The sequence below is a fragment of the Methylobacterium sp. WSM2598 genome (assembly GCF_000379105.1).
In the GTDB taxonomy this organism is placed as follows: Bacteria; Pseudomonadota; Alphaproteobacteria; order Rhizobiales; family Beijerinckiaceae; genus Methylobacterium.
Map to the genome: position 1 here is coordinate 5,383,771 of NZ_KB900609.1, position 17,866 is coordinate 5,401,636.

The window sequence follows — 17,866 nt, forward strand, 5'->3', positions numbered from 1 at the left end:
TCCGCATCGCCGGTCGGGCGCGGATTGCCCGCCGGGCTCTGCGCGAGAGCAGCGCCCGATCACGGGGCGATCGGGCGCTGCTCTCGGTCATCGATCGTGCCGCATCGTCTCCGACGACCCGGCATCCGCTTCGTCGGAAAATGCGCTACTGGTTCAGCCTCTGGTAGACTTCGATGGCGTCGTTGACGTCCGAGTAGATGACCGCGCGCCCGTTCGCCAGGACGATGCCCTCGGAGCTGAACTGGCGGATCACGTCCATGTTGTGGGAGCACATGATAATGTCGGCGTTCGCGCGCCGCTTGCTCCACACCTCCTCGCAGCGCTGCTGGAAGCGGGCGTCGCCCACCGAGGTGATCTCGTCGATCAGGTAGGTGTCGAACGGGATCGCCATGCTCATCCCGAAATTGAAGCGCGATCCCATCCCCGAGGAGTAGGTGCGGATCGGAACGTTCATGTAGTCGCCGATCTCGGCGAAATCGCTGACGAAGTCGAGCACCTTGTAGGGGTCCTCGCCGTAGACGCGCGCCACGAAGATGGCGTTCTCCTTGCCGGTCATGTTCGGGTGGAAGCCGCCCGAGAAGCCGAGCGGCCAGGACACCCGCGAGGTGCGGATGATCCGGCCCTTGGTCAGGCCCTCGGACCCCGCCATCATGCGGATCATCGTGGACTTGCCCGCGCCGTTGATGCCGAGGATGCCGTAGCTCACCCCGGAGCGCATGGTGAACGAGGCCCGGTCGAGGACGGTGCGGCGATGCCCGCTCGTCCTGTAGATCTTGGTGACGTTCTCGAAGCGGATCATGGTACGATCGGTGGTGACGGGCGGCGCGCGGCGCTCCCTGCCGAGCCTCGGCCCTAAGCGCCGAAAGCGGCGAATCTGAGAACGCGCCCCCACCCTCGCCGCGCCGACCCGGGCCAATTTCGATTTGTTATAAAGAAGCTTTGCTTCCAATTGTCGGCTTCTCGGCCGCGCGATCGGGGATTAAGAGCCGGGGCCTGTCGTAACGCTGCGCGGGTGCCCGATCGTGCTCATCGCTTTCCTGATCATGCTGCGCGAGGGGATCGAGGCCGCGCTCATCGTCGGCATCATCGCGGGTTATCTCGCGCAGACCGGCCGGCGCGCCTGGATGCCGGCGGTGTGGACGGGCGTGGTGCTCGCCGCCCTGCTGTGCCTCGCGCTGGGCCTCGTCCTCGACCGGGTCGGCGCCGAATTCCCCCAGAAGCAGCAGGAAATGGTGGAGGGCGCCATCGCGCTCCTGGCCGCCGGCATGCTGAGCGGGATGGTGTTCTGGATGCGCAAGGCCGCGCGCTCGGTGCGGGCCGACCTGCACGGGGCGGTCGACGCGGCCCTGCACCGCGGCGCCTTCGGCCTCGTGCTGATGGCCTTCCTGGCCGTCGGGCGCGAGGGGCTCGAATCGGTGTTCTTCCTGCTCGCCACGGTGCAGCAGGACGTGGGCTGGGGCGTTCCCGCCGGGGCGGCCCTCGGCATCGCGGCCTCGGTCCTGGTCGGCTGGGGCATCGCCCGCGGCGGCGTGCGCCTCGACCTGCGCCGCTTCTTCCGCTGGACCGGGATCTTCATCCTGTTCGTCGCCGCCGGCCTGATCGCGAGCGCGCTCAGGGCCTTCCACGAGGCGGGACTCTGGAACCACCTCCAGGCGACGGCCTTCGATCTCAGCGGCGTGCTGCCCGCCGACACGGTGCTCGGCACCCTGCTCACCGGCATCTTCGGCTACCAGGAGGCGCCGGCCTGGGGCGAGGTGCTGGCCTACCTCGCCTTCCTGATCCCGAGCCTCTGGCTCTTCCTGGCCGCGTCCCCCGCGGCGGTCGCCGCCCCGCCCCGCCCCGAAACCCTCCACGCCTGATCGTCTCTGGAGCGCCGTCCCATGCCGCCCCGTCGCCTCCCGGCCCTCGCCGCCCTCCTCGCCCTGCCGGGCGGCGCCCTCGCGGAGGCTCCGCCGCCCGTCGCCGTCACGGTGACCGACAAGGGCTGCGAGCCGGCGAGCCTCACCGTGCCGGCCGGCAAGTCGGTCTTCCGCATCCGCAACCAGAGCCGGCGGGTGCTCGAATGGGAGATCCTCCAGGGCACGATGATCGTGGAGGAGCGCGAGAACATCGTGCCGGGCTTCGTGCAGACGCTGAGCGCGACGCTGCAGCCCGGCTCCTACCAGATGACCTGCGGGCTCCTCAGCAACCCGAAGGGCACGCTGACCGTGCTGGCCGCCGCCGAGACCGCGCCCGGCGGGCCCCCGGATCCGCTGGCCCTGGTCGGGCCGCTCGCCGCCTACAAGCACTACGTCTCGACGCAGGTCGACACCTTCGTGGCCCGCACCCGGGCCTTCGCGGAGGCCGTCAAGGCCGGCCGCCTCGCCGAGGCCAAGGCCCTCTACGCCGCCGCCCGCCAGCCCTACGAGCGGATCGAGCCGGTCGCCTCGCTGTTCAACGACCTCGACAAGAGCATGGACGTGCGGGCGGACGATTTCGAGCACAAGGAGGCCGATCCCGGCTTCATCGGCTTCCACCGCATCGAGAAGGGCCTCTGGGCCGACAACAGCACGGAGGGGCTCGGCCCGCACGCGGACAAGCTCCTGGCCGATGCGGAGGAACTGCAGCGCCGCGTCCGCGACCTCACCATCCCGCCCGCCAAGATGGTGGGCGGGGCCGCGGGCCTGATCGAGGAGGTCGCGGCCACCAAGATCTCCGGCGAGGAGGACCGCTACAGCCGCACCGACCTGTCCGACTTCCACGCCAACGTCGAGGGCTCGCGCAAGATCTACGACCTGCTGCGGCCGCTGGTGGAGAAGCGGGACCCCGACCTCGTCGCCCGCACCGACAAGAACTTCGCCCGCGTCGACGCCCTGCTGCTGAAGTACCGGTCCGAGGACGGCAGCTTCGCGCCCTACGACAAGCTCAGCGAGCGCGACCGGCAGGCCCTCAAGGCCCCCATCACCGTGCTGGCCGAGGATCTCTCGACCCTGCGCGGCAAGCTCGGGCTCGATTGAGGCCAGGACGATGACCGACGCTCCCTCCCGCCGCAGCCTCCTGCGCGCCCTCGCCGCGGGCACCGGCGCCGCCGCCCTGGCGCCGGTCCCCGGCCGGGCCGCCTCCCTGGAGGAGGCGGACGGCACCGCCGACCGCCAGCCCTTCCGGGGCCTCCACCAGGCCGGCATCCTGACGCCCCAGCCAGCCTCCGCGCTCTTCGTGGCCTTCGACGTCCTGGCGCAGGATCGCGGCGAGCTCGCGCGCCTGTTGCGCATCCTGACCGAGCGCTTCGCCTACCTGACCGAGGGCGGGCCGGTGCCGGGCCTCGATCCGCGCCTTCCGCCGGCGGATTCGGGCATCCTCGGCCCGGTCGTGCGCCCCGACAACCTCACGGCGACGCTCACGGTCGGTGCCAGCCTGTTCGACGAGCGCTACGGCCTCGCCGCGGCGAGGCCGCGCCGCCTGCGCCCGATGGACCGCTTCCCGAACGATTCCCTCGACGCGAAGCTCTGCCACGGCGACCTGCTGCTGCAGCTCTGCGCCAACACGGCCGACACCGCCATCCACGCCCTCCGGGACGTCATCCGCACGACCCCGGGCCTCCTGTCCCTGCGCTGGAAGCGCGAGGGCTTCCTGCCGCCCCAGGTCGTCAAGCGCGCCGGGCAGGACACGGTGCGCAACATGCTGGGCTTCAAGGACGGCACCGCCAACCTCGACACCCGCGACGCGGAGCTGATGCGTCGCCAGGTCTGGGTCGGGCCGGAGGACGGCGAGCCGGCCTGGGCGCGCAACGGCAGCTACCAGGTGATCCGCCTCGTGCGGAACCTCGTCGAGCGCTGGGACCGCACGCCGCTCGGCGAGCAGGAGCGCATCATGGGGCGCCACAAGGACACCGGCGCTCCGCTCGGCGAGACCCGCGAGCACGCCCTGCCGGACTACGCCTCGGACCCGAAGGGCGAGCGCACCCCCCTCGACGCGCATATCCGGCTCGCCAACCCGCGCAAGGCCGAGACGGCGCGCAACCTGATCCTGCGCCGCGGCTACAATTACTCGGCGGGGATCACGGCCTCGGGCCAGCTCGACATGGGGCTGATCTTCGTGTCGTTCCAGCGCGACCTCGATGCCGGCTTCGTGGCCGTGCAGAACCGCCTCAACGGCGAGCCGCTGGAGGAGTACATCCGGCCGGTCGGGGGCGGCTACTTCTTCGCCCTGCCGGGCGTGACGGCGCCGGACGGGTACCTGGGCGAGGAACTGCTGGTCGGGGCGTGACGCCGCCCCGCTCCCGATCCGGCCATCGCCGGTCCGGCCTCGCCGCGGGGCCGGCGCGGGCCCGTCCCGGATCGGGACGCGCGCGCCGATCGCCCTTCACGATCCGTCAACCATGACGGGCGAGCCTGTCGGGCGCCCCCGGCCTCAGCCGAGGTTCAGCCGGTCCACCCGCGCGCCGGAGCCCCGCAGCGTCTCCGGAAGCGAGGCGTAGTCGCGGTAGCCCGCCTCGCGCGCCATGGCGTCGAGGGCGTGCTGCTCGTCCTGTGCGCAGCCTGTCCACAGCACCGCGCCGGTCGCGGCCTGCCTGATCTGGAAGATGGTCATGCGGCTCGTTCTCCCTCCGGGCACCCGCCCCTGACATAACGCCGCGTCGCCGGGCCGGTTGCTTGGCCGGGGATTGCGGCGCGGGGCGATCCACGGTAGAGAATGAACGTTCATTCTCACCCCCCTTCGTCCCGTGCTGGCCGATACCCTGTCCGATCGCATCGACCCCGCCGAGGAGCGGCGCGGCCGCATCCTCGACGCGGCGGAGCGCTGCTTCGTGCGCGGCGGCTTCCATCGCACGACGATGCAGGACGTGGCCGCCGAGGTCGGGATGAGCCCCGGCAACCTCTACCGCTACTTTCCCTCGAAGGACGCGATCGTGGCCGGCCTCGCCGAGCGCGACCGCGGGGCGGTGGCGGTGGACTTCGCCGGCCTGCCCCTCGGCGCCGACCTGGTCGGGGCCTTCGTCGGCCTCGCCCGCCGCCACCTCGCGGACGAGCCGGCCGAGAAGGCGATCCTCTGCGTCGAGATGTGGGCGGAGGCGACGCGCAATCCCGCCATGGCGGCGATCTGCCGGGACTTCGAGCGCGAGATGCGCGGCATGATCGCCGGAATCCTGCGCGAAGCCGGCGGCCCCGCGGTCGATGCCGAGGCCCTGACCCAGATCGTCATGGTGATGGCGGACGGCGTCATCGCCCGCCGCGCCCTCATCCCCGATTTCGATCCCGGCCCCGTTCTGGACGCCATGGCGCGGCTGATCGAGGCGGCTCTGTCGGGGCAATTCGATCCGACCGGGGGGCCAGGCCCCGCATCCGCCAGACAGGACCGCCCGTGATGCCTCGCCTGCGCCTCCTCGCCGGGACCCTCGCCGCCCTCGCCCTCGCGCCCCTGGTATCCTGGACTCTGGAGTCCCGGGCCGCAGAGGCCGCGGCACCGGCCGCGCGGGCCGAGGTGCCCGTGCCCGCCGTGACCGTGGTGGTGGCGGCCGAGCGCGAGATCGTCGAGCGCACGGTCGTCACCGGCACCCTGGTGCCGCGCGACGAGATCATGGTCTCGCCCGAGATCGAGGGCTGCCGCATCACCGAACTCCTGGTCGAGGAGGGGGATCGGGTCGCCAGGGGCGCGGTGCTCGCCCGCCTGTCCCGGGAGATGATCGACACCCAGCTCGCCCAGAACGCCGCCGCCATCGCCCGGGCCGAGGCCGCCGTGGAGCAGGCCCGCAGCACCATCGTGCAGGCCGAGGCGGCGCAGGTCGAGGCGGCCCTGGCGCTGGAGCGCACCCGGACCCTGATCCGGACCGGCAACGCGACCGAGGTGCAGATGGAGCAGCGCACCTCGGCGGCGCGCTCGGCGGAGGGGCGGCTCGCCGCGGCCCGCAACGGGCTCTCGATCGCCGAGGCCGAGCTCCTCCAGGCCCGGGCCCAGCGCAAGGAACTCGACCTCAAGCTCGCCCGCACGGAGATCCGCGCGCCCGAGGGCGGCATCGTCAGCCGCCGCACCGCCCGGGTCGGCGCCACCGCGAGCGCGACCGCCGAGCCGCTGTTCAGGCTGATCGCCCGCGGCGAGATCGAACTCGAGGGCGAGGTGACCGAGACCGGCATGCCGCGCCTGAAGCCCGGCGCGCCCGCCCAGCTCGATCTCGACACGCCGGACGGGTCCGTCGGCGTGCCGGGCCGCGTGCGCGCGGTCTATCCGGAGATCGACCGCGCGACCCGCCTCGGCAAGGTGCGCGTGCGCCTCGATCCCGATCCGCGCCTGCGCATCGGCGCCTTCGCCCGCGGCAGCGTCGAGGTGGCGCGCCGCACCGGCGTCGCGGTGCCGGTCGCCTCGGTGGTCTACGGCAATGGCGGCGCGACCGTCCTCGTCGTGGCGGGCGACCGGGTCGAGGCGCGCCGGGTCCGCACCGGCCTCTCGGCGGCGGGCTTCATCGAGATCCGCGACGGGGTGCGGGCCGGCGACGCCGTCGTGGCCCGGGCCGGCAGCTTCCTGCGCGACGGGGACCGGGTCCGCCCGGTCTTTCCCGCCCAGCAGGTCAGCGCCGACGCCCTCCCGCGCCCCTGATCCACGGCGCTGACGGCACCTGCCGAAGGACTGAGACCCGATGCGCCTCAACGTCTCCGCCTGGGCGATCCGCAAGCCGATCCCCTCGATCGTGCTGTTCCTGGTGCTGGGGCTGCTCGGGCTCGTCAGCTTCCGCACCCTGCCGATCACCCGCTTCCCCAACATCGACGTGCCGCTCGTCTCGGTGTCGATCAACCAGCCGGGCGCCGCGCCCTCGGAGCTCCAGACCCAGGTGACGAAGTGGGTCGAGGACGCGGTGGCGGGCGTGAAGGGCGTCAAGCACATCACCTCGGCGATCACCGAGGGCAGTTCGACCACCACGGTCGAGTTCCGGCTCGAGGTCAACACCGATCGGGCGGTGAACGACGTCAAGGACGCGGTCGCCAAGATCCGCACGAACCTGCCGCGGACGATCGAGGAGCCGATCGTCAACCGCGTCGAGATCGCCGGGCTGCCGATCATGGTCTACGGCGCCACGGCGCCCGCGATGGCCCCCGAGGACCTGTCCTGGTTCGTGGACGACGTGGTGGCGCGGCAGATCCAGGGCCTGCGCGGGGTCGGCGGCGTCGGGCGCCTGGGCGGCGTCAACCGCGAGGTGCGCGTCACCCTCAAGCCCGACCGGCTGCTCTCGCTCGGCATCACCGCCGCCGACGTGAACCGGCAGCTGCGCCTCACCAGCGCCGACATGGCGGGCGGGCGGGCCGAGCTCGGCGGCCAGGAGCAGTCGATCCGCACCCTCGCGGCCTCGGCGAGCCTCGACACGCTCGCGGCCACCTCGATCGTGCTGCCGGGCGGGCGCAAGGTGCGCCTCGACGACCTCGCCACCCTGACGGACGGGGCGGAGGAGCCCCGCGTCTTCGCGCGCCTCAACGGGGAGCCGGTCGTCGCCTTCGCGATCTCCCGCGCCAGCGGCGCCAGCGACGCCTCGGTCGCCCAGCTGGTGGCCCGGAAGATCGACGAGTTGCGCGCCGCCCACCCGAACGTCCGCTTCGACCTGATCGACACCTCGGTCACCAACACGATCGGCAATTACGAATCCGCCATGCACGGCCTGATGGAGGGGGCGGCCCTGGCGGTGCTGGTGGTGTTCCTGTTCCTGCGCGACTGGCGGGCGACGCTGATCGCCGCGGTGGCGCTGCCGCTCTCGGTCTTCCCGACCTTCTGGGCGATGAGCGCCATGGGCTTCTCGCTCAACGCGGTCAGCCTGCTCGCCATCACCCTCGTCACCGGCATCCTGGTCGACGACGCCATCGTGGAGATCGAGAACATCGTCCGGCACGTGCGGCTCGGCAAGTCGCCCTACCGGGCCGCCATCGAGGGGGCCGACGAGATCGGCCTCGCGGTCATCGCCATCACGGCGACGCTGGTGGCGATCTTCGCGCCGGTGAGCTTCATGGGCGGCATCGCCGGCCAGTACTTCAAGCAGTTCGGCCTCACCATCGCGGCCGCGGTGTTCATGTCGCTGCTCGTCGCCCGCCTGATCACCCCGATGATGGCGGCCTACTTCATGCGCGACCACGGCCACGAGGAGGAGACGCCCGGCCCGGTGATGCGCACCTACACCCGCGTGGTGGCGTGGTCGGTGCGGCACAAGTTCGTGACGCTGGTGGTGGGCCTCGCGCTGTTCGCCGGCTCCCTCATGTCGACCAAGCTGCTGCCGGCCGGCTTCCTGCCGAAGGAGGACGCGGCGCGCACCCTGATGGTGCTCGAACTGCCGCCCGGCGCCAAGCTCGACGACACGATCGCGGTCTCGGACCGGGTGGTGCAGAAGATCCGCGCATTGCCCGAGGTGCGCTCCGTCTTCGTCGATGGCGGGCGCCAGCTCCCGGGCAAGAAGGAGATCCGGCTCGCCACGCTGACGATCAACCTGACGCCGAAGAACACCCGCACGCGCACGCAGGGCGACCTTGAGGCGGCGATCATGGCCGCGCTGCGCGACGAGCCCGACATCCGCTACTGGTCCCTGCGCGAGGGCGGCCAGCGCGATTTCACCCTGATCGTGGCGGGGCCCGACACCGAGGTGGTGCGGGACGTGGCCGAGCGGATGCAGCGCGAGGTCGCGCAGGTGCCGAACCTCGTCAACGTGATGTCGACCGCGCCGCTCGACCGCACCGAGCTGCGCATCCGCCCCAAACCCGCGGTCGCGGCCGATCTCGGGGTCTCGACCGACACCATCGCCGAGACCGTGCGCGTCGGCACGATCGGCGACATCGGCGCCAACCTCGCCAAGTTCAACGCCGTCGACCGGCAGATCCCGATCCGGGTGCAGCTGCCGGCCGAGGCCCGCGGCGACCTGCAGGCGCTGGAGGCGCTGAAGGTGCCGACGAAGACCGGCGCCGCGGTGCCGCTGACCGCGGTGGCCGACATCAGCCTCGGCCGCGGCCCGACCGCGATCGACCGCTACGACCGCGCCGTCCGGGTGGCGCTGGAGGCCAATCTCCAGGGCTCGGACGCCCTCGCCGAGGCGATCGCCAAGGCGCTGGCGACCCCGGCCGCGAAGACTCTGCCGCCGGGGGTGGCGCTGCGCCAGACCGGCGACGCCGAGGTGATGGGCGAGGTCTTCGAGGGCTTCGCCCTCGCCATGGGCGCCGGCCTGATGATGGTGCTCGGCGTGCTGATCCTGCTCTTCGGCTCGTTCCTGCAGCCGCTCACCATCCTGTTCTCGCTCCCGCTCTCGATCGGCGGGGCGATCCTCGGCCTCCTGATCTTCAACCGGCCGATCTCGATGCCGGTCGTGATCGGCATCCTGATGCTGATGGGCGTGGTGACGAAGAACGCCATCATGCTGGTGGATTTCGCCGTCGAGGAGATGGCCCGGGGCGTCGACCGCATCACCGCGATCACCGATGCGGGCCGCAAGCGCGCCCGCCCGATCGTGATGACGACGATCGCCATGGCGGCCGGCATGGTGCCCTCCGCGATGGCCCTCGGCATCGGCGGCGAGTTCCGCTCGCCGATGGCGATCGCGGTGATCTCGGGGCTGATCGTCTCGACGCTCCTGTCGCTGCTCTTCGTGCCGGCGATCTTCGTGCTGATGGACGACCTCGCCCGGCTGTTCGTGCGGCTGTTCGGCCGCTTCGTCGGGGCGGTGGACGAGGCCCCCGCCCACCCGCACGCGGCGGCGCCCTACGCGCCCCCGCCGCGCATCGCCGCCGAGTAGGGCGCTCCCGGTTCCGTGCCCGGGCGGGCGCGACCGGGACGGCCCGCTACGGGCGCGCGGTCGGCGCGATCAGCGTCCCGGTCGCCCCCGCCGGCTCCATGCCGATGCGGCCCCAGCCGGGGAGCTTGAGGGCCGGGCGGCGCAGGTCGAGGCCCGCCACCGCGCCGAGGAGGTTCACCTCGACCCCCTCGACCCATCCCAGCGTGAGGCCCGCATAGCCCCGCCACGAGAGCTGCAGCCCGGTGCGGCTCGGCGTGAGCGCAACGAGCGCCTCGGAAAAGTCCTTGCCGAGCGCGGTGGGCGGGAGCGCCGCCCGCACCTCCGGCACGGCGCGCAGCAGGTGCGCCACGAAGGTGTTGGAGTTCGGCCCCGGCCAGGCGCGGTAGCTCCCGAAGTCCTGGTACGGGTAGGCGGCGACCGCCTCGCGCAGCTTCGGCACCGCGCGCGCGGCGGCCTCGCCGTCGAGGGCGAGCACGACCTGCGGCGGGTTGCCGAACCAGCGCCCGTCGGCCGGATAGGCGTCGGTGCGCACGGGCCGGCCCCAGCCGACAACGTCGTAGCGCGTGTAGCGGGCCGCGCCGGCTTCCTTCACGACGAGCCAGCTGTGATGGGCGAAGATGCCGCGCCAGCGGCCGACCCGGGCGGCGTAGACCCGGACCACCGCGCCCGGCACCGCGGCGGCCGGCGGGAGCAGGCGCGCGCTCGACCAATCGGCCGTCGCCCAGTCGGGGGCGAGGTCGTCGCGCGACCACCACCAGAGGGCGTGGGCGGCCAGGGGAGCCAGGAAGAGGAGGAGGACGGCGAGGGTGACGAGGCGCAGGGCCGCCAGCGCGAGCAGCATGGCCTTGAGATGGGCGTCGCGCCGGGCCGCGCAACCGGAAGCGTCGACCCGCCGCGTGGCGAACTGCCGGGGTGGCCGGGCCGTTGTCGGGCGCGAGACGATTGCGATGGAGGTCGGCATGGTTGACGCGAGAGGGTTGGTCGACGCGCTGGTGCGGTCCCGGCGCGGGGGGCTCGGCGGCGCGGCGGCGGGCGCGGCCCTCGGGGGCCTCGCCCTGATCGCCGGGCTCGGCTACCGTGCCTTCAGCCGCCAAGCCGGTCCGCAGCAAGCCGGTCCGCAGGATTCCGCGCCCGGGCCGGGCGCCGCGCCTGCCCGGGGCGGCGCGGCAGGCGGGGCGGCGCGGCAGCCCTTCCGGGCGGAGGAGGTCAGCGACGACGATGCCAACCTGTTCCTGCGCGCGATGGTGGCGGCGACCGTGGCGGACGGCATGATCGACGCGCAGGAGCGCGCCCGGCTCGACGCCGCCCTGGACGAGGCCGGCCTCGACGCCCCCGCCCGCAGCGCCTTCGAGGGTCTGCTGCGCGAGCCCCCCGACGTGGACGAGATCGCCGACCGGGTCTCGGATCCCGAGACGGCGGCGCGGGTCTACGCCGCGGCCCGCCTCGCCATCGACCCCGACACCGTCCAGGAGCGGAGCTTCCTGAACCGGCTCGCCGAGGCCCTCGACGTCGATCCCGACGCCGTCGCCCGGATCGAGCGCGAGGTCGGCGCCTGACGCGCAGCCCGATGCACGAGCCCCGTCCCCCCCTCCTCGAGATCCTCGCCCGGGCCGGCTACGGCGCCCGGGGCCTGACCTATTGCCTGGTCGGCGGCCTCGCCCTGCTCGCCGCCCTCGGCGAGGGGGGGCGGACGGGGGGAAGCCGCAGCGCCCTGATGGTGCTCCTCGACAAGCCCTTCGGCCGGCTGATGCTCGGGGCCGTGGCTTTCGGCCTGATGGGCTTCGCCCTGTGGCGCTGGATCGAGGCCGCGACCGACGCGGACCGGCGCGGGCGCTCGGCCAGGGGCCTCGCGGTGCGGGCCGGGCACGGGGTCAGCGGGGTGATCTACGCGGGCCTCGCCGTCTCGGTGGCGCGGGCGGCGCTCGGCTGGGGCGGGAGCGGCCCGCAGGACCAGACGGCGCGGGACTGGACGGCGTGGCTGCTGGGCGAGCCCTTCGGCGCCGTCGCGGTCGCGGCGGCGGGCGCGGTGGTGATCGGGGCGGGCGCGGGTTTCCTGCTCAAGGCTTGGCGCGGGGACGTGACCCGCCAGCTCGCGCTGCCGGTCGATGCAAGGAGCTGGGCGGGGGCGGCGGGCCGCCTCGGCTACGCGGCCCGCGCCGTGGTGTTCTGGCTGATCGGCGGCTTCCTGATCCTCGCCGCCGTCGAGAGCCGGTCGAGCGAGGTCAGGGGGCTCGGCGGGGCGCTCGCCGCCCTGCGCGACCAGCCCTACGGCCCGGTGCTGCTCGGATTGACGGCGGCGGGCTTGGCGGCCTTCGGCGCCTTCGGCCTCGTCCAGGCCCGCTACCGCCGCATCGACCCGCCGCACCTCGACGACCTCGCCGCCGGACGGTCCCGCGCGGGCTCGTGATCCGCATGGCGACGCAATCCGTCGGCGTCCCCGCGGCGGCGCGAGCGCCGCGGCCCTGCGCGGCTCAGCCGGCGGGCCGCCGCCCGCCCGGCGCTGCGGGGCGCGCCGGGTTGCCCACCACGGTCGCGCCGGCCGGGACGTCGCGGGTGACCACGCTGCCCGCGCCCACGATCGCGTCGTCCCCGATCGTCACGCCCGGCAGGATCAGCGCCCCGCCGCCGATCCAGCAATTCGCCCCGATCCGCACCGGCCTGCCGGTCTCGAGGCCCGCGCGGCGCAGCGCCGGGTCGCGCGGATGATCGGCTGCCAGGATCTGCACCCCCGGCCCGACCTGCGTCGCCTCGCCGATCTCGACCGGGCAGACGTCGAGGATCACGCAGTTGAAGTTGAGGAACACGCCCCGCCCGAGCCGGATGTGGAGGCCGTAATCGCAGGAGAAGGGCGGCCGGATCACCACCCCGTCCCCGACCGCGCCGAGATGGGCGCGCAGCAGGGCGCGACGCGCCTCCGGCGAGAGGGCGGCCGGGGCGTTGTAGCGGGCGAGCCATTCCGCGTTGCGGGCGGCGTCGGCGACCAGCTCCGGGTCGTCGGCCCGGTAAAGGTCCCCCGCCAGCATCTTCTCCTTCTCGCTGCGCATCGGCCCCGCCTCCCTGCTCTCGGGACGAACGGCCTCGCACGATCGGGCGGGCCCGCCAACCCGCCGTTGCCTCCCTGCCGGATCCGCACTATCCGGTGGGCCTCCTTCCCGCTGCCGAAGGCCTGCCGATGAAAGCGCGCGTCACCGTCACCCTGAAGACCGGCGTCCTCGACCCGCAGGGCAAGGCCATCGAGGGGGCGCTGCGCTCGCTCGGCATCGCGGGCATCGCCAGCGTGCGCCAGGGCAAGTTCTTCGAGGTCGAGGTCGACGGCAGCGACCCGGCCGCCGCCGAGGCGACCGTGAAGGCCGCCTGCGACAAGCTCCTCGCCAACACGGTGGTGGAGAACTACCGGGTCGAGATCGCGCGATGAAGGCCGCCGTCATCGTCTTCCCCGGCTCGAACCGCGACGCCGACGTCACGCGCGCCCTGCGGCTCGCCGGCGCCGAGGTCGCGAAGGTCTGGCACGCGGACACGGCGCTGCCCTCGGGCACCGACCTCGCCGTGCTCCCGGGCGGCTTCTCCTACGGCGACTACCTGCGCTGCGGCGCCATCGCCGGCCGCGCCAATGCCATGGACGCGGTGCGGGCCCACGCGGCCCGGGGCGGGCTCGTCCTCGGCATCTGCAACGGGTTCCAGATCCTGTGCGAGTCGGGCCTGCTGCCCGGCGTGCTGATGCGCAACGTCAACCGCCGCTTCATCTGCCACCGCCAGACCCTGCGGGTCGAGCGCGCCGACACCGCCTTCACCCGCGCCTACCGGCAGGGCCAGGTGATCGACGTCTGCGTCGCGCACGGCGAGGGCAATTACTACGCCGATCCCGAGACGGTCGCCCGCCTGGAGGGCGAGGGCCGCGTGGCCTTCCGCTACAGCGACGCCGCCGGGGACCTCACCGAGACGGCGAACCGCAACGGCTCGCTCTACTCGATCGCGGGTATCTACTCGGACGAGCTCAACGTCCTCGGCCTGATGCCGCACCCTGAGAACTTCGTCGAGGACCTGGTCGGCGGCACCGACGGGCGCGGCCTGTTCGAGAGCCTCGCCCGGGCCGCCTGAGCGGGGCCGCGCGGCGGGCCCGTAGCCCGCGCGGCGGGCCCGCAGCCCGCGCGGCGGCTCACCCCGGCAGGAAGGCCGAGGCCCCGCTGCGCGCGTCCCGCACCAGCTCCACCGGCGCCCCGTAGAGCCCCTGCAGGCGCGACGGCTCCAGCACCTCCGCGACCGGCCCCTCGGCGAGGCGGGTGCCGCCCCGCAGCAGCAGCGCCCGGTCGGCGTAGCGCGCCGCCTGGTTCGGGTCGTGGGTCGTGAACACCACGCCGAGCCCGTCCGCGCGCAGGCGCGCGATCTCGCGCATCACCTTGCCCTGGTTGCCGAAATCGAGGCTGGCGGTCGGCTCGTCGAGGATCACGAGGCGCGGCTCCTGGGCGAGTGCCCGGGCGATCAGCACGAGCTGGCGCTCGCCCCCCGAGAGGCGGGTGACCGGCCGCTCGGCGAGGTGGAGCACGCCGAGCCGGGCGAGGGCCGCGTCCGCGGCGGCGCGGTCGGCCCGCGAGGGGGCGGCGAGGAGCCCCGCATGGGCGCTGCGCCCCATCAGCACCACGGCCCGCGCCGTGAAGGCGAAGGGGCTGGCGGCGCTCTGGGGCACGTAGGCCATCGCCCGGGCGCGCTGGCGGGCCGAGAGGGCGGCGAGCGGCCTGCCCGCGACCGCGACGGTGCCGCCGAGCGGCGCCAGCAGGCCGAGCAGCGTCTTGAGGAGCGTGGTCTTGCCGCCGCCGTTGGGGCCGAGCAGCGCCAGCACCTCGCCCCCCGCCACCGCGAGGTCGATGCCGCGCCCGATCTCCCGGCCCGGATAGCCGAAGGCGAGGTCCCGTGCGGCGAGGAGGCTCATGACCAGTCCCGCTCCGCGCCCGCGAGCAACCACAGGAAGACCGGCGTGCCGACGACGGCCGTGAGGATGCCGAGGGGCACCTCGACCGGCGCGACGGTGCGCGCCAGCGTGTCGATGACGAGGAGCGTGCCGGCCCCGAGGAGGGCCGCGGTCGGGAGCAGCCGCGCGGAGCCCGGCCCGACCAGGAAGCGGGCGAGGTGCGGCACCACCAGCCCGACCCAGCCGACGATGCCGGCCGCCGCCACGCTCGCGGCCGTCACCAGGGTGGCGGCGGCCACCACGGCGAGCCGCAGGGGGCCGGTGGCGAGGCCGAGCGCCCGCGCCTCCTCGTCGGGCAGCGAGAGCGCGTCGAGCCGCCAGCGCAGGAGCAGGAGCAGCGCCGTCCCGGCCGCCACCGGGACGGCGAGCGCTGCGAGGTCGGTCGCGTGCGTCGCCGAGAGGCTGCCGAGCAGCCAGAAGGTCATGGCCGGCAGCTGGTTGTAGGGATCGGCGAGGAACTTCACGAGGCCGACCCCCGCCCCCAGGAGCGAGCCGATCACCACGCCCGCCAGGACCAGCACCAGGACCGGGTCGCGCCGCGCCAGCACGGCCCCGACCGCGTAGACCGCCCCGACGGCGAGGAGCCCGCCCGCGAAGGCCAGGACCTCGATGGCCAGCACCCCGAGCGACAGCCAGATGCCGAGCACCGCCCCGAAGGCCGCCCCCGAGGAGGCGCCGAGGATGTCGGGCGAGACCAGGGGATTGCGGAACAGGCCCTGGAAGGCCGCCCCGGCGAGGGAGAGGGCGGCGCCGATCAGGATGGCGGCGAGGATGCGCGGCCCGCGGATCTGCAGCACCACCGCCTCCACGGCGGCGGGTGCCCCCGAGGGGGCCCCGGTCAGCTTGGCGGCGAGCACCCGGGCGACGTCGCCGAGCCCGACCGGGTAGCGCCCGACCCCGAAGGCGAGGGCGACCGCGAGGATCAGCGCGCGGAGCGCCAGCGCCGGGCCGAGGCCGGGCGCGCGCCGCGCCCCGATCCGGCCCTCCGCCCGCGCCGGCGGGCCGCTCACGAGGCCCCCGCGAGCAGGCGGTCGAGGGCCGCCTCGTCCGGGACCACGTGGTAGAAGTCGCGGTGGAAGTCGCGGGCGAGCGCCCGCAGGTCCTCCGGGAAGAGCGACGGGTAGAGCGCCTTGCCGAGCCACCACAGGCCCAGGAAGCGGTTCACCGAGGGCGGCGAATCGACCCAGCCGAAGGGGAGGGCGGGGGAGAGGTGGAGGCGCCCGGCCGCCACCGCCGGCACGCCCTGCCAGAGGGGATCCGTCCGGGCGGCGGCCGCGAAGCCCGGATCGAGGGCGACGATCACCTCGGGCGCCCAGGCGAGCACGTCCTCGGGCGAGACGCGCGCGAGGCTGCCGCCCGCCCCCGCGACGTTGACGGCGCCGAGCAGATCCAGGACCTCGACGTTGATCGCCCCCGCCCGCGCGGTCTCCAGGCCCCGCGGACCCCGGGCGAAGTAGACCCTGGGGCGCGCCTCCGGCGGCACGGCGGCGAGGCGGCCCCGCACGGTGTCCAGGATGGCCTCGCAGCGGGCGGCGAGGCGCTCGGCGCGCTCGGCCCGCCCGATCACCGCGCCGAGCCGCCGATAGGTCGCCGGGACGGCCGGGAGCCGCCCGTCGAACAGGAGCGCCGGGATGCCGGTCTGCTGCTGCAGCCGGTCGGCGAGGGAGCGGTAGGTCTCGCCCGTGTCGCCCGTATCCACGACGAGGTCGGGCTTGAGCGCCAGCACCGTCTCGAGATTGGCGGTGTTGCCCCGCCCGGTCAGGCGGCCGACCTCCGGCAGCGCGGCGGCCTCCGGCAGGAGGTAGGGCCGCTCGGCCGGCCGGATCGCGCGCGGCCAGCCGGCCAGGAGGTCGGGCGCGAGCGTGTAGAGCAGGATCGCGGCCGGCGGCCCCGCCGGGAAGACCCGGGTGACCGGGCCGGACGGTGCCGGGAGCGGCCTGCCGGCCTCGTCGAGGCCCGCCGCGCGGGTTCGCCCCGCCGCGCGGGTTCGCCCCGCCGCGCGGGTTCGCCCCGCCGCGCGGGTTCGCCCCGCCGCGCGGGTTCGCCCCGCCGCGCGGGCGCGTCCCGCGGCGCAGAGGCCGGCGAGGCCGAGCAGCAGGGCGCGCCGGTCGAGGGCCATCGGCCTCAATCGACCGCGATCGTCACGTCGCCGGACTTGATCACCGCGACGGCCGGCTTGCCGACCGCGAGGTGCAGCCCGTCGACGGAGTCGTTGGTGAGCGCCGCCGTCACCACCTGGCCGCCGGGCAGTTCCAGCGTGACGTGGGCGGTGGTCGTGCCCTTGGTGACGGACGTGATCGTGCCCGAGAGCTGGTTGCGCGCGCTGATCCTCATCGTGCCGGTCCCCGCGGCCCCCTGGCGGCCGCAGCCCCTGACATAGCGGGAGGGTGCGCCGCGGGGAGGGCCCGGGTGACGCACCGCAACCAAGCCCGGCCTCGCATGTTGTCCCGCCGATTCGCCGACCCGCCGCCGGCGCCGCGCCGGCCGGCCAACCATCGAGGAGATCCATGCATCAGGGCAGCCACCGCGACCACGAGGGCGCGCAGAAACTCTTCAGCCTGATCAAGGACGTCAAGGTCGCCATGATGACGACCGTGGATTCGGACGGCCAGCTGCGCAGCCGCCCGATGTGGAGCCAGGAGGCGGACCCGCAGGGCGACCTCTGGTTCTTCGTCAGGCTCGACGCGCCGGTGACCGGCGAGATCAGCCGCGACTCGCAGGTCAACCTCGCCTACGCGGACCCGTCGAACCAGAACTACGTCTCGGTGTCGGGCAAGGCCGAGATCGTGCGCGACAAGGCGACGATCGACTCCAAGTGGAACGAGAGCCTGAAGACCTGGTTCCCGAAGGGCAAGGACGATCCCTCCGTGACGCTGATCCGCGTGCATCCCGAGAAGGGCGAGTACTGGGACAGCCCGAACGCCACCATGCTGCACCTCTACGGCTACGTGAAGGCCGCGGTGACGGGCGAGTCGCCGAAGACCGAGAAGAAGGCGGTCGATCTCTCGGCGCGCTGAAAGCGGCCGCGCCGGATCCGGGAGGCCGGGCCCGGCGCGGGCCGGAGCGGGCCGGAGCGGTTCGGCGCGGATCCGCCCGCGCCAGCTTGACTTCGGCGCCTGAACCGTGCGGGGTGCGCCACCCCGCCCGGCCCGTGGTGCCGGGCCAGTCAG

19 protein-coding genes are annotated in these 17,866 nt (G+C 74.1%); 11 read left to right on the plus strand and 8 right to left on the minus strand.

Going from position 1 to position 17,866, the window contains the following annotated elements; genetic code table 11:
* Positions 1-145 precede the first annotated feature (145 nt).
* Complete coding sequence (locus MET2598_RS0125380) at positions 146-799, minus strand: ABC transporter ATP-binding protein (protein WP_012330418.1); 654 nt, start codon at positions 797-799, stop codon at positions 146-148.
* A 223-nt stretch (positions 800-1,022) separates the two neighbouring features.
* Between MET2598_RS0125380 and efeU the strand changes: the two genes are divergently transcribed.
* Genes efeU through efeB form a run of 3 tightly spaced genes read left to right on the plus strand, consistent with a single transcriptional unit; the run spans position 1,023 to position 4,245 of the window.
* Positions 1,023-1,859, plus strand: a complete 837-nt coding sequence (gene efeU / locus MET2598_RS0125385) for an iron uptake transporter permease EfeU (RefSeq protein ID WP_018262796.1) — start codon at positions 1,023-1,025, stop codon at positions 1,857-1,859.
* A 21-nt stretch (positions 1,860-1,880) separates the two neighbouring features.
* Positions 1,881-2,996: an iron uptake system protein EfeO gene (gene efeO, locus MET2598_RS0125390; RefSeq protein ID WP_018262797.1), complete on the plus strand. Its 1,116-nt coding sequence runs from the start codon at positions 1,881-1,883 to the stop codon at positions 2,994-2,996.
* A gap of 10 nt (positions 2,997-3,006) precedes the next feature.
* Positions 3,007-4,245, plus strand: coding sequence for an iron uptake transporter deferrochelatase/peroxidase subunit (gene efeB / locus MET2598_RS0125395; RefSeq protein WP_018262798.1), 1,239 nt, complete (start codon positions 3,007-3,009; stop codon positions 4,243-4,245).
* A 144-nt stretch (positions 4,246-4,389) separates the two neighbouring features.
* Here the strand turns inward: efeB and MET2598_RS0125400 are convergent, their stop codons facing one another.
* On the minus strand, positions 4,390-4,569 hold the full coding sequence (locus MET2598_RS0125400; protein WP_012330414.1) for a hypothetical protein: 180 nt from the start codon (positions 4,567-4,569) through the stop codon (positions 4,390-4,392).
* 133 nt (positions 4,570-4,702) lie between these two features.
* On the opposite strand from MET2598_RS0125400, the gene MET2598_RS0125405 reads away from it, so the two are divergent.
* Genes MET2598_RS0125405 through MET2598_RS0125415 form a run of 3 tightly spaced genes read left to right on the plus strand, consistent with a single transcriptional unit; the run spans position 4,703 to position 9,730 of the window.
* The gene (locus MET2598_RS0125405; RefSeq protein WP_012330413.1) at positions 4,703-5,344 is read left to right on the plus strand and encodes a TetR/AcrR family transcriptional regulator; all 642 of its coding nucleotides are present in this window, start codon (positions 4,703-4,705) and stop codon (positions 5,342-5,344) included.
* The gene (locus tag MET2598_RS0125410; protein WP_018262799.1) at positions 5,344-6,570 is read left to right on the plus strand and encodes an efflux RND transporter periplasmic adaptor subunit; all 1,227 of its coding nucleotides are present in this window, start codon (positions 5,344-5,346) and stop codon (positions 6,568-6,570) included. Before MET2598_RS0125405 ends, MET2598_RS0125410 begins: the two co-directional genes overlap by 1 nt.
* Positions 6,571-6,610: 40 nt before the next feature.
* On the plus strand, positions 6,611-9,730 hold the full coding sequence (locus MET2598_RS0125415) for an efflux RND transporter permease subunit (RefSeq protein ID WP_018262800.1): 3,120 nt from the start codon (positions 6,611-6,613) through the stop codon (positions 9,728-9,730).
* Positions 9,731-9,776: 46 nt separating this feature from the next.
* On the opposite strand, the gene MET2598_RS0125420 is transcribed toward MET2598_RS0125415, so the two are convergent.
* Complete coding sequence (locus MET2598_RS0125420; protein ID WP_036270526.1) at positions 9,777-10,571, minus strand: DUF3750 domain-containing protein; 795 nt, start codon at positions 10,569-10,571, stop codon at positions 9,777-9,779.
* A 118-nt stretch (positions 10,572-10,689) separates the two neighbouring features.
* Here MET2598_RS0125420 and MET2598_RS0125425 point away from each other — a divergent pair, with 118 nt between their 5' ends.
* Together MET2598_RS0125425 and MET2598_RS0125430 are read left to right on the plus strand one after the other, a co-directional pair.
* Positions 10,690-11,286: a tellurite resistance TerB family protein gene (locus MET2598_RS0125425; protein WP_026190942.1), complete on the plus strand. Its 597-nt coding sequence runs from the start codon at positions 10,690-10,692 to the stop codon at positions 11,284-11,286.
* An 11-nt stretch (positions 11,287-11,297) separates the two neighbouring features.
* Positions 11,298-12,137, plus strand: a complete 840-nt coding sequence (locus MET2598_RS0125430) for a DUF1206 domain-containing protein (RefSeq protein ID WP_018262803.1) — start codon at positions 11,298-11,300, stop codon at positions 12,135-12,137.
* A 64-nt stretch (positions 12,138-12,201) separates the two neighbouring features.
* Here MET2598_RS0125430 and MET2598_RS0125435 read toward each other — a convergent pair whose 3' ends face one another.
* Positions 12,202-12,774, minus strand: a complete 573-nt coding sequence (locus MET2598_RS0125435; RefSeq protein WP_018262804.1) for a sugar O-acetyltransferase — start codon at positions 12,772-12,774, stop codon at positions 12,202-12,204.
* A 128-nt stretch (positions 12,775-12,902) separates the two neighbouring features.
* Between MET2598_RS0125435 and purS the strand changes: the two genes are divergently transcribed.
* A complete protein-coding gene (gene purS, locus MET2598_RS0125440; RefSeq protein ID WP_012330406.1) occupies positions 12,903-13,145 on the plus strand; it encodes a phosphoribosylformylglycinamidine synthase subunit PurS in 243 nt (80 codons plus the stop codon).
* Positions 13,142-13,828: a phosphoribosylformylglycinamidine synthase subunit PurQ gene (purQ, locus tag MET2598_RS0125445; protein ID WP_018262806.1), complete on the plus strand. Its 687-nt coding sequence runs from the start codon at positions 13,142-13,144 to the stop codon at positions 13,826-13,828. Before purS ends, purQ begins: the two co-directional genes overlap by 4 nt.
* A gap of 58 nt (positions 13,829-13,886) precedes the next feature.
* On the opposite strand, the gene MET2598_RS0125450 is transcribed toward purQ, so the two are convergent.
* Genes MET2598_RS0125450 through MET2598_RS0125465 form a run of 4 tightly spaced genes read right to left on the minus strand, consistent with a single transcriptional unit; the run spans position 13,887 to position 17,030 of the window.
* Entirely contained in the window at positions 13,887-14,657 is a 771-nt protein-coding gene (locus tag MET2598_RS0125450) for an ABC transporter ATP-binding protein (protein WP_018262807.1), read from the minus strand.
* A complete protein-coding gene (locus MET2598_RS0125455) occupies positions 14,654-15,706 on the minus strand; it encodes a FecCD family ABC transporter permease (RefSeq protein ID WP_018262808.1) in 1,053 nt (350 codons plus the stop codon). The genes MET2598_RS0125450 and MET2598_RS0125455 overlap by 4 nt, the downstream gene beginning before the upstream one ends.
* Positions 15,703-16,815, minus strand: a complete 1,113-nt coding sequence (locus tag MET2598_RS0125460; protein ID WP_018262809.1) for an iron ABC transporter substrate-binding protein — start codon at positions 16,813-16,815, stop codon at positions 15,703-15,705. The genes MET2598_RS0125455 and MET2598_RS0125460 overlap by 4 nt, the downstream gene beginning before the upstream one ends.
* A gap of 5 nt (positions 16,816-16,820) precedes the next feature.
* Complete coding sequence (locus MET2598_RS0125465) at positions 16,821-17,030, minus strand: TOBE domain-containing protein (protein ID WP_012330402.1); 210 nt, start codon at positions 17,028-17,030, stop codon at positions 16,821-16,823.
* Positions 17,031-17,203: 173 nt separating this feature from the next.
* Here MET2598_RS0125465 and MET2598_RS0125470 point away from each other — a divergent pair, with 173 nt between their 5' ends.
* Positions 17,204-17,713: a pyridoxamine 5'-phosphate oxidase family protein gene (locus tag MET2598_RS0125470; RefSeq protein ID WP_012330401.1), complete on the plus strand. Its 510-nt coding sequence runs from the start codon at positions 17,204-17,206 to the stop codon at positions 17,711-17,713.
* Positions 17,714-17,866: the final 153 nt, after the last annotated feature.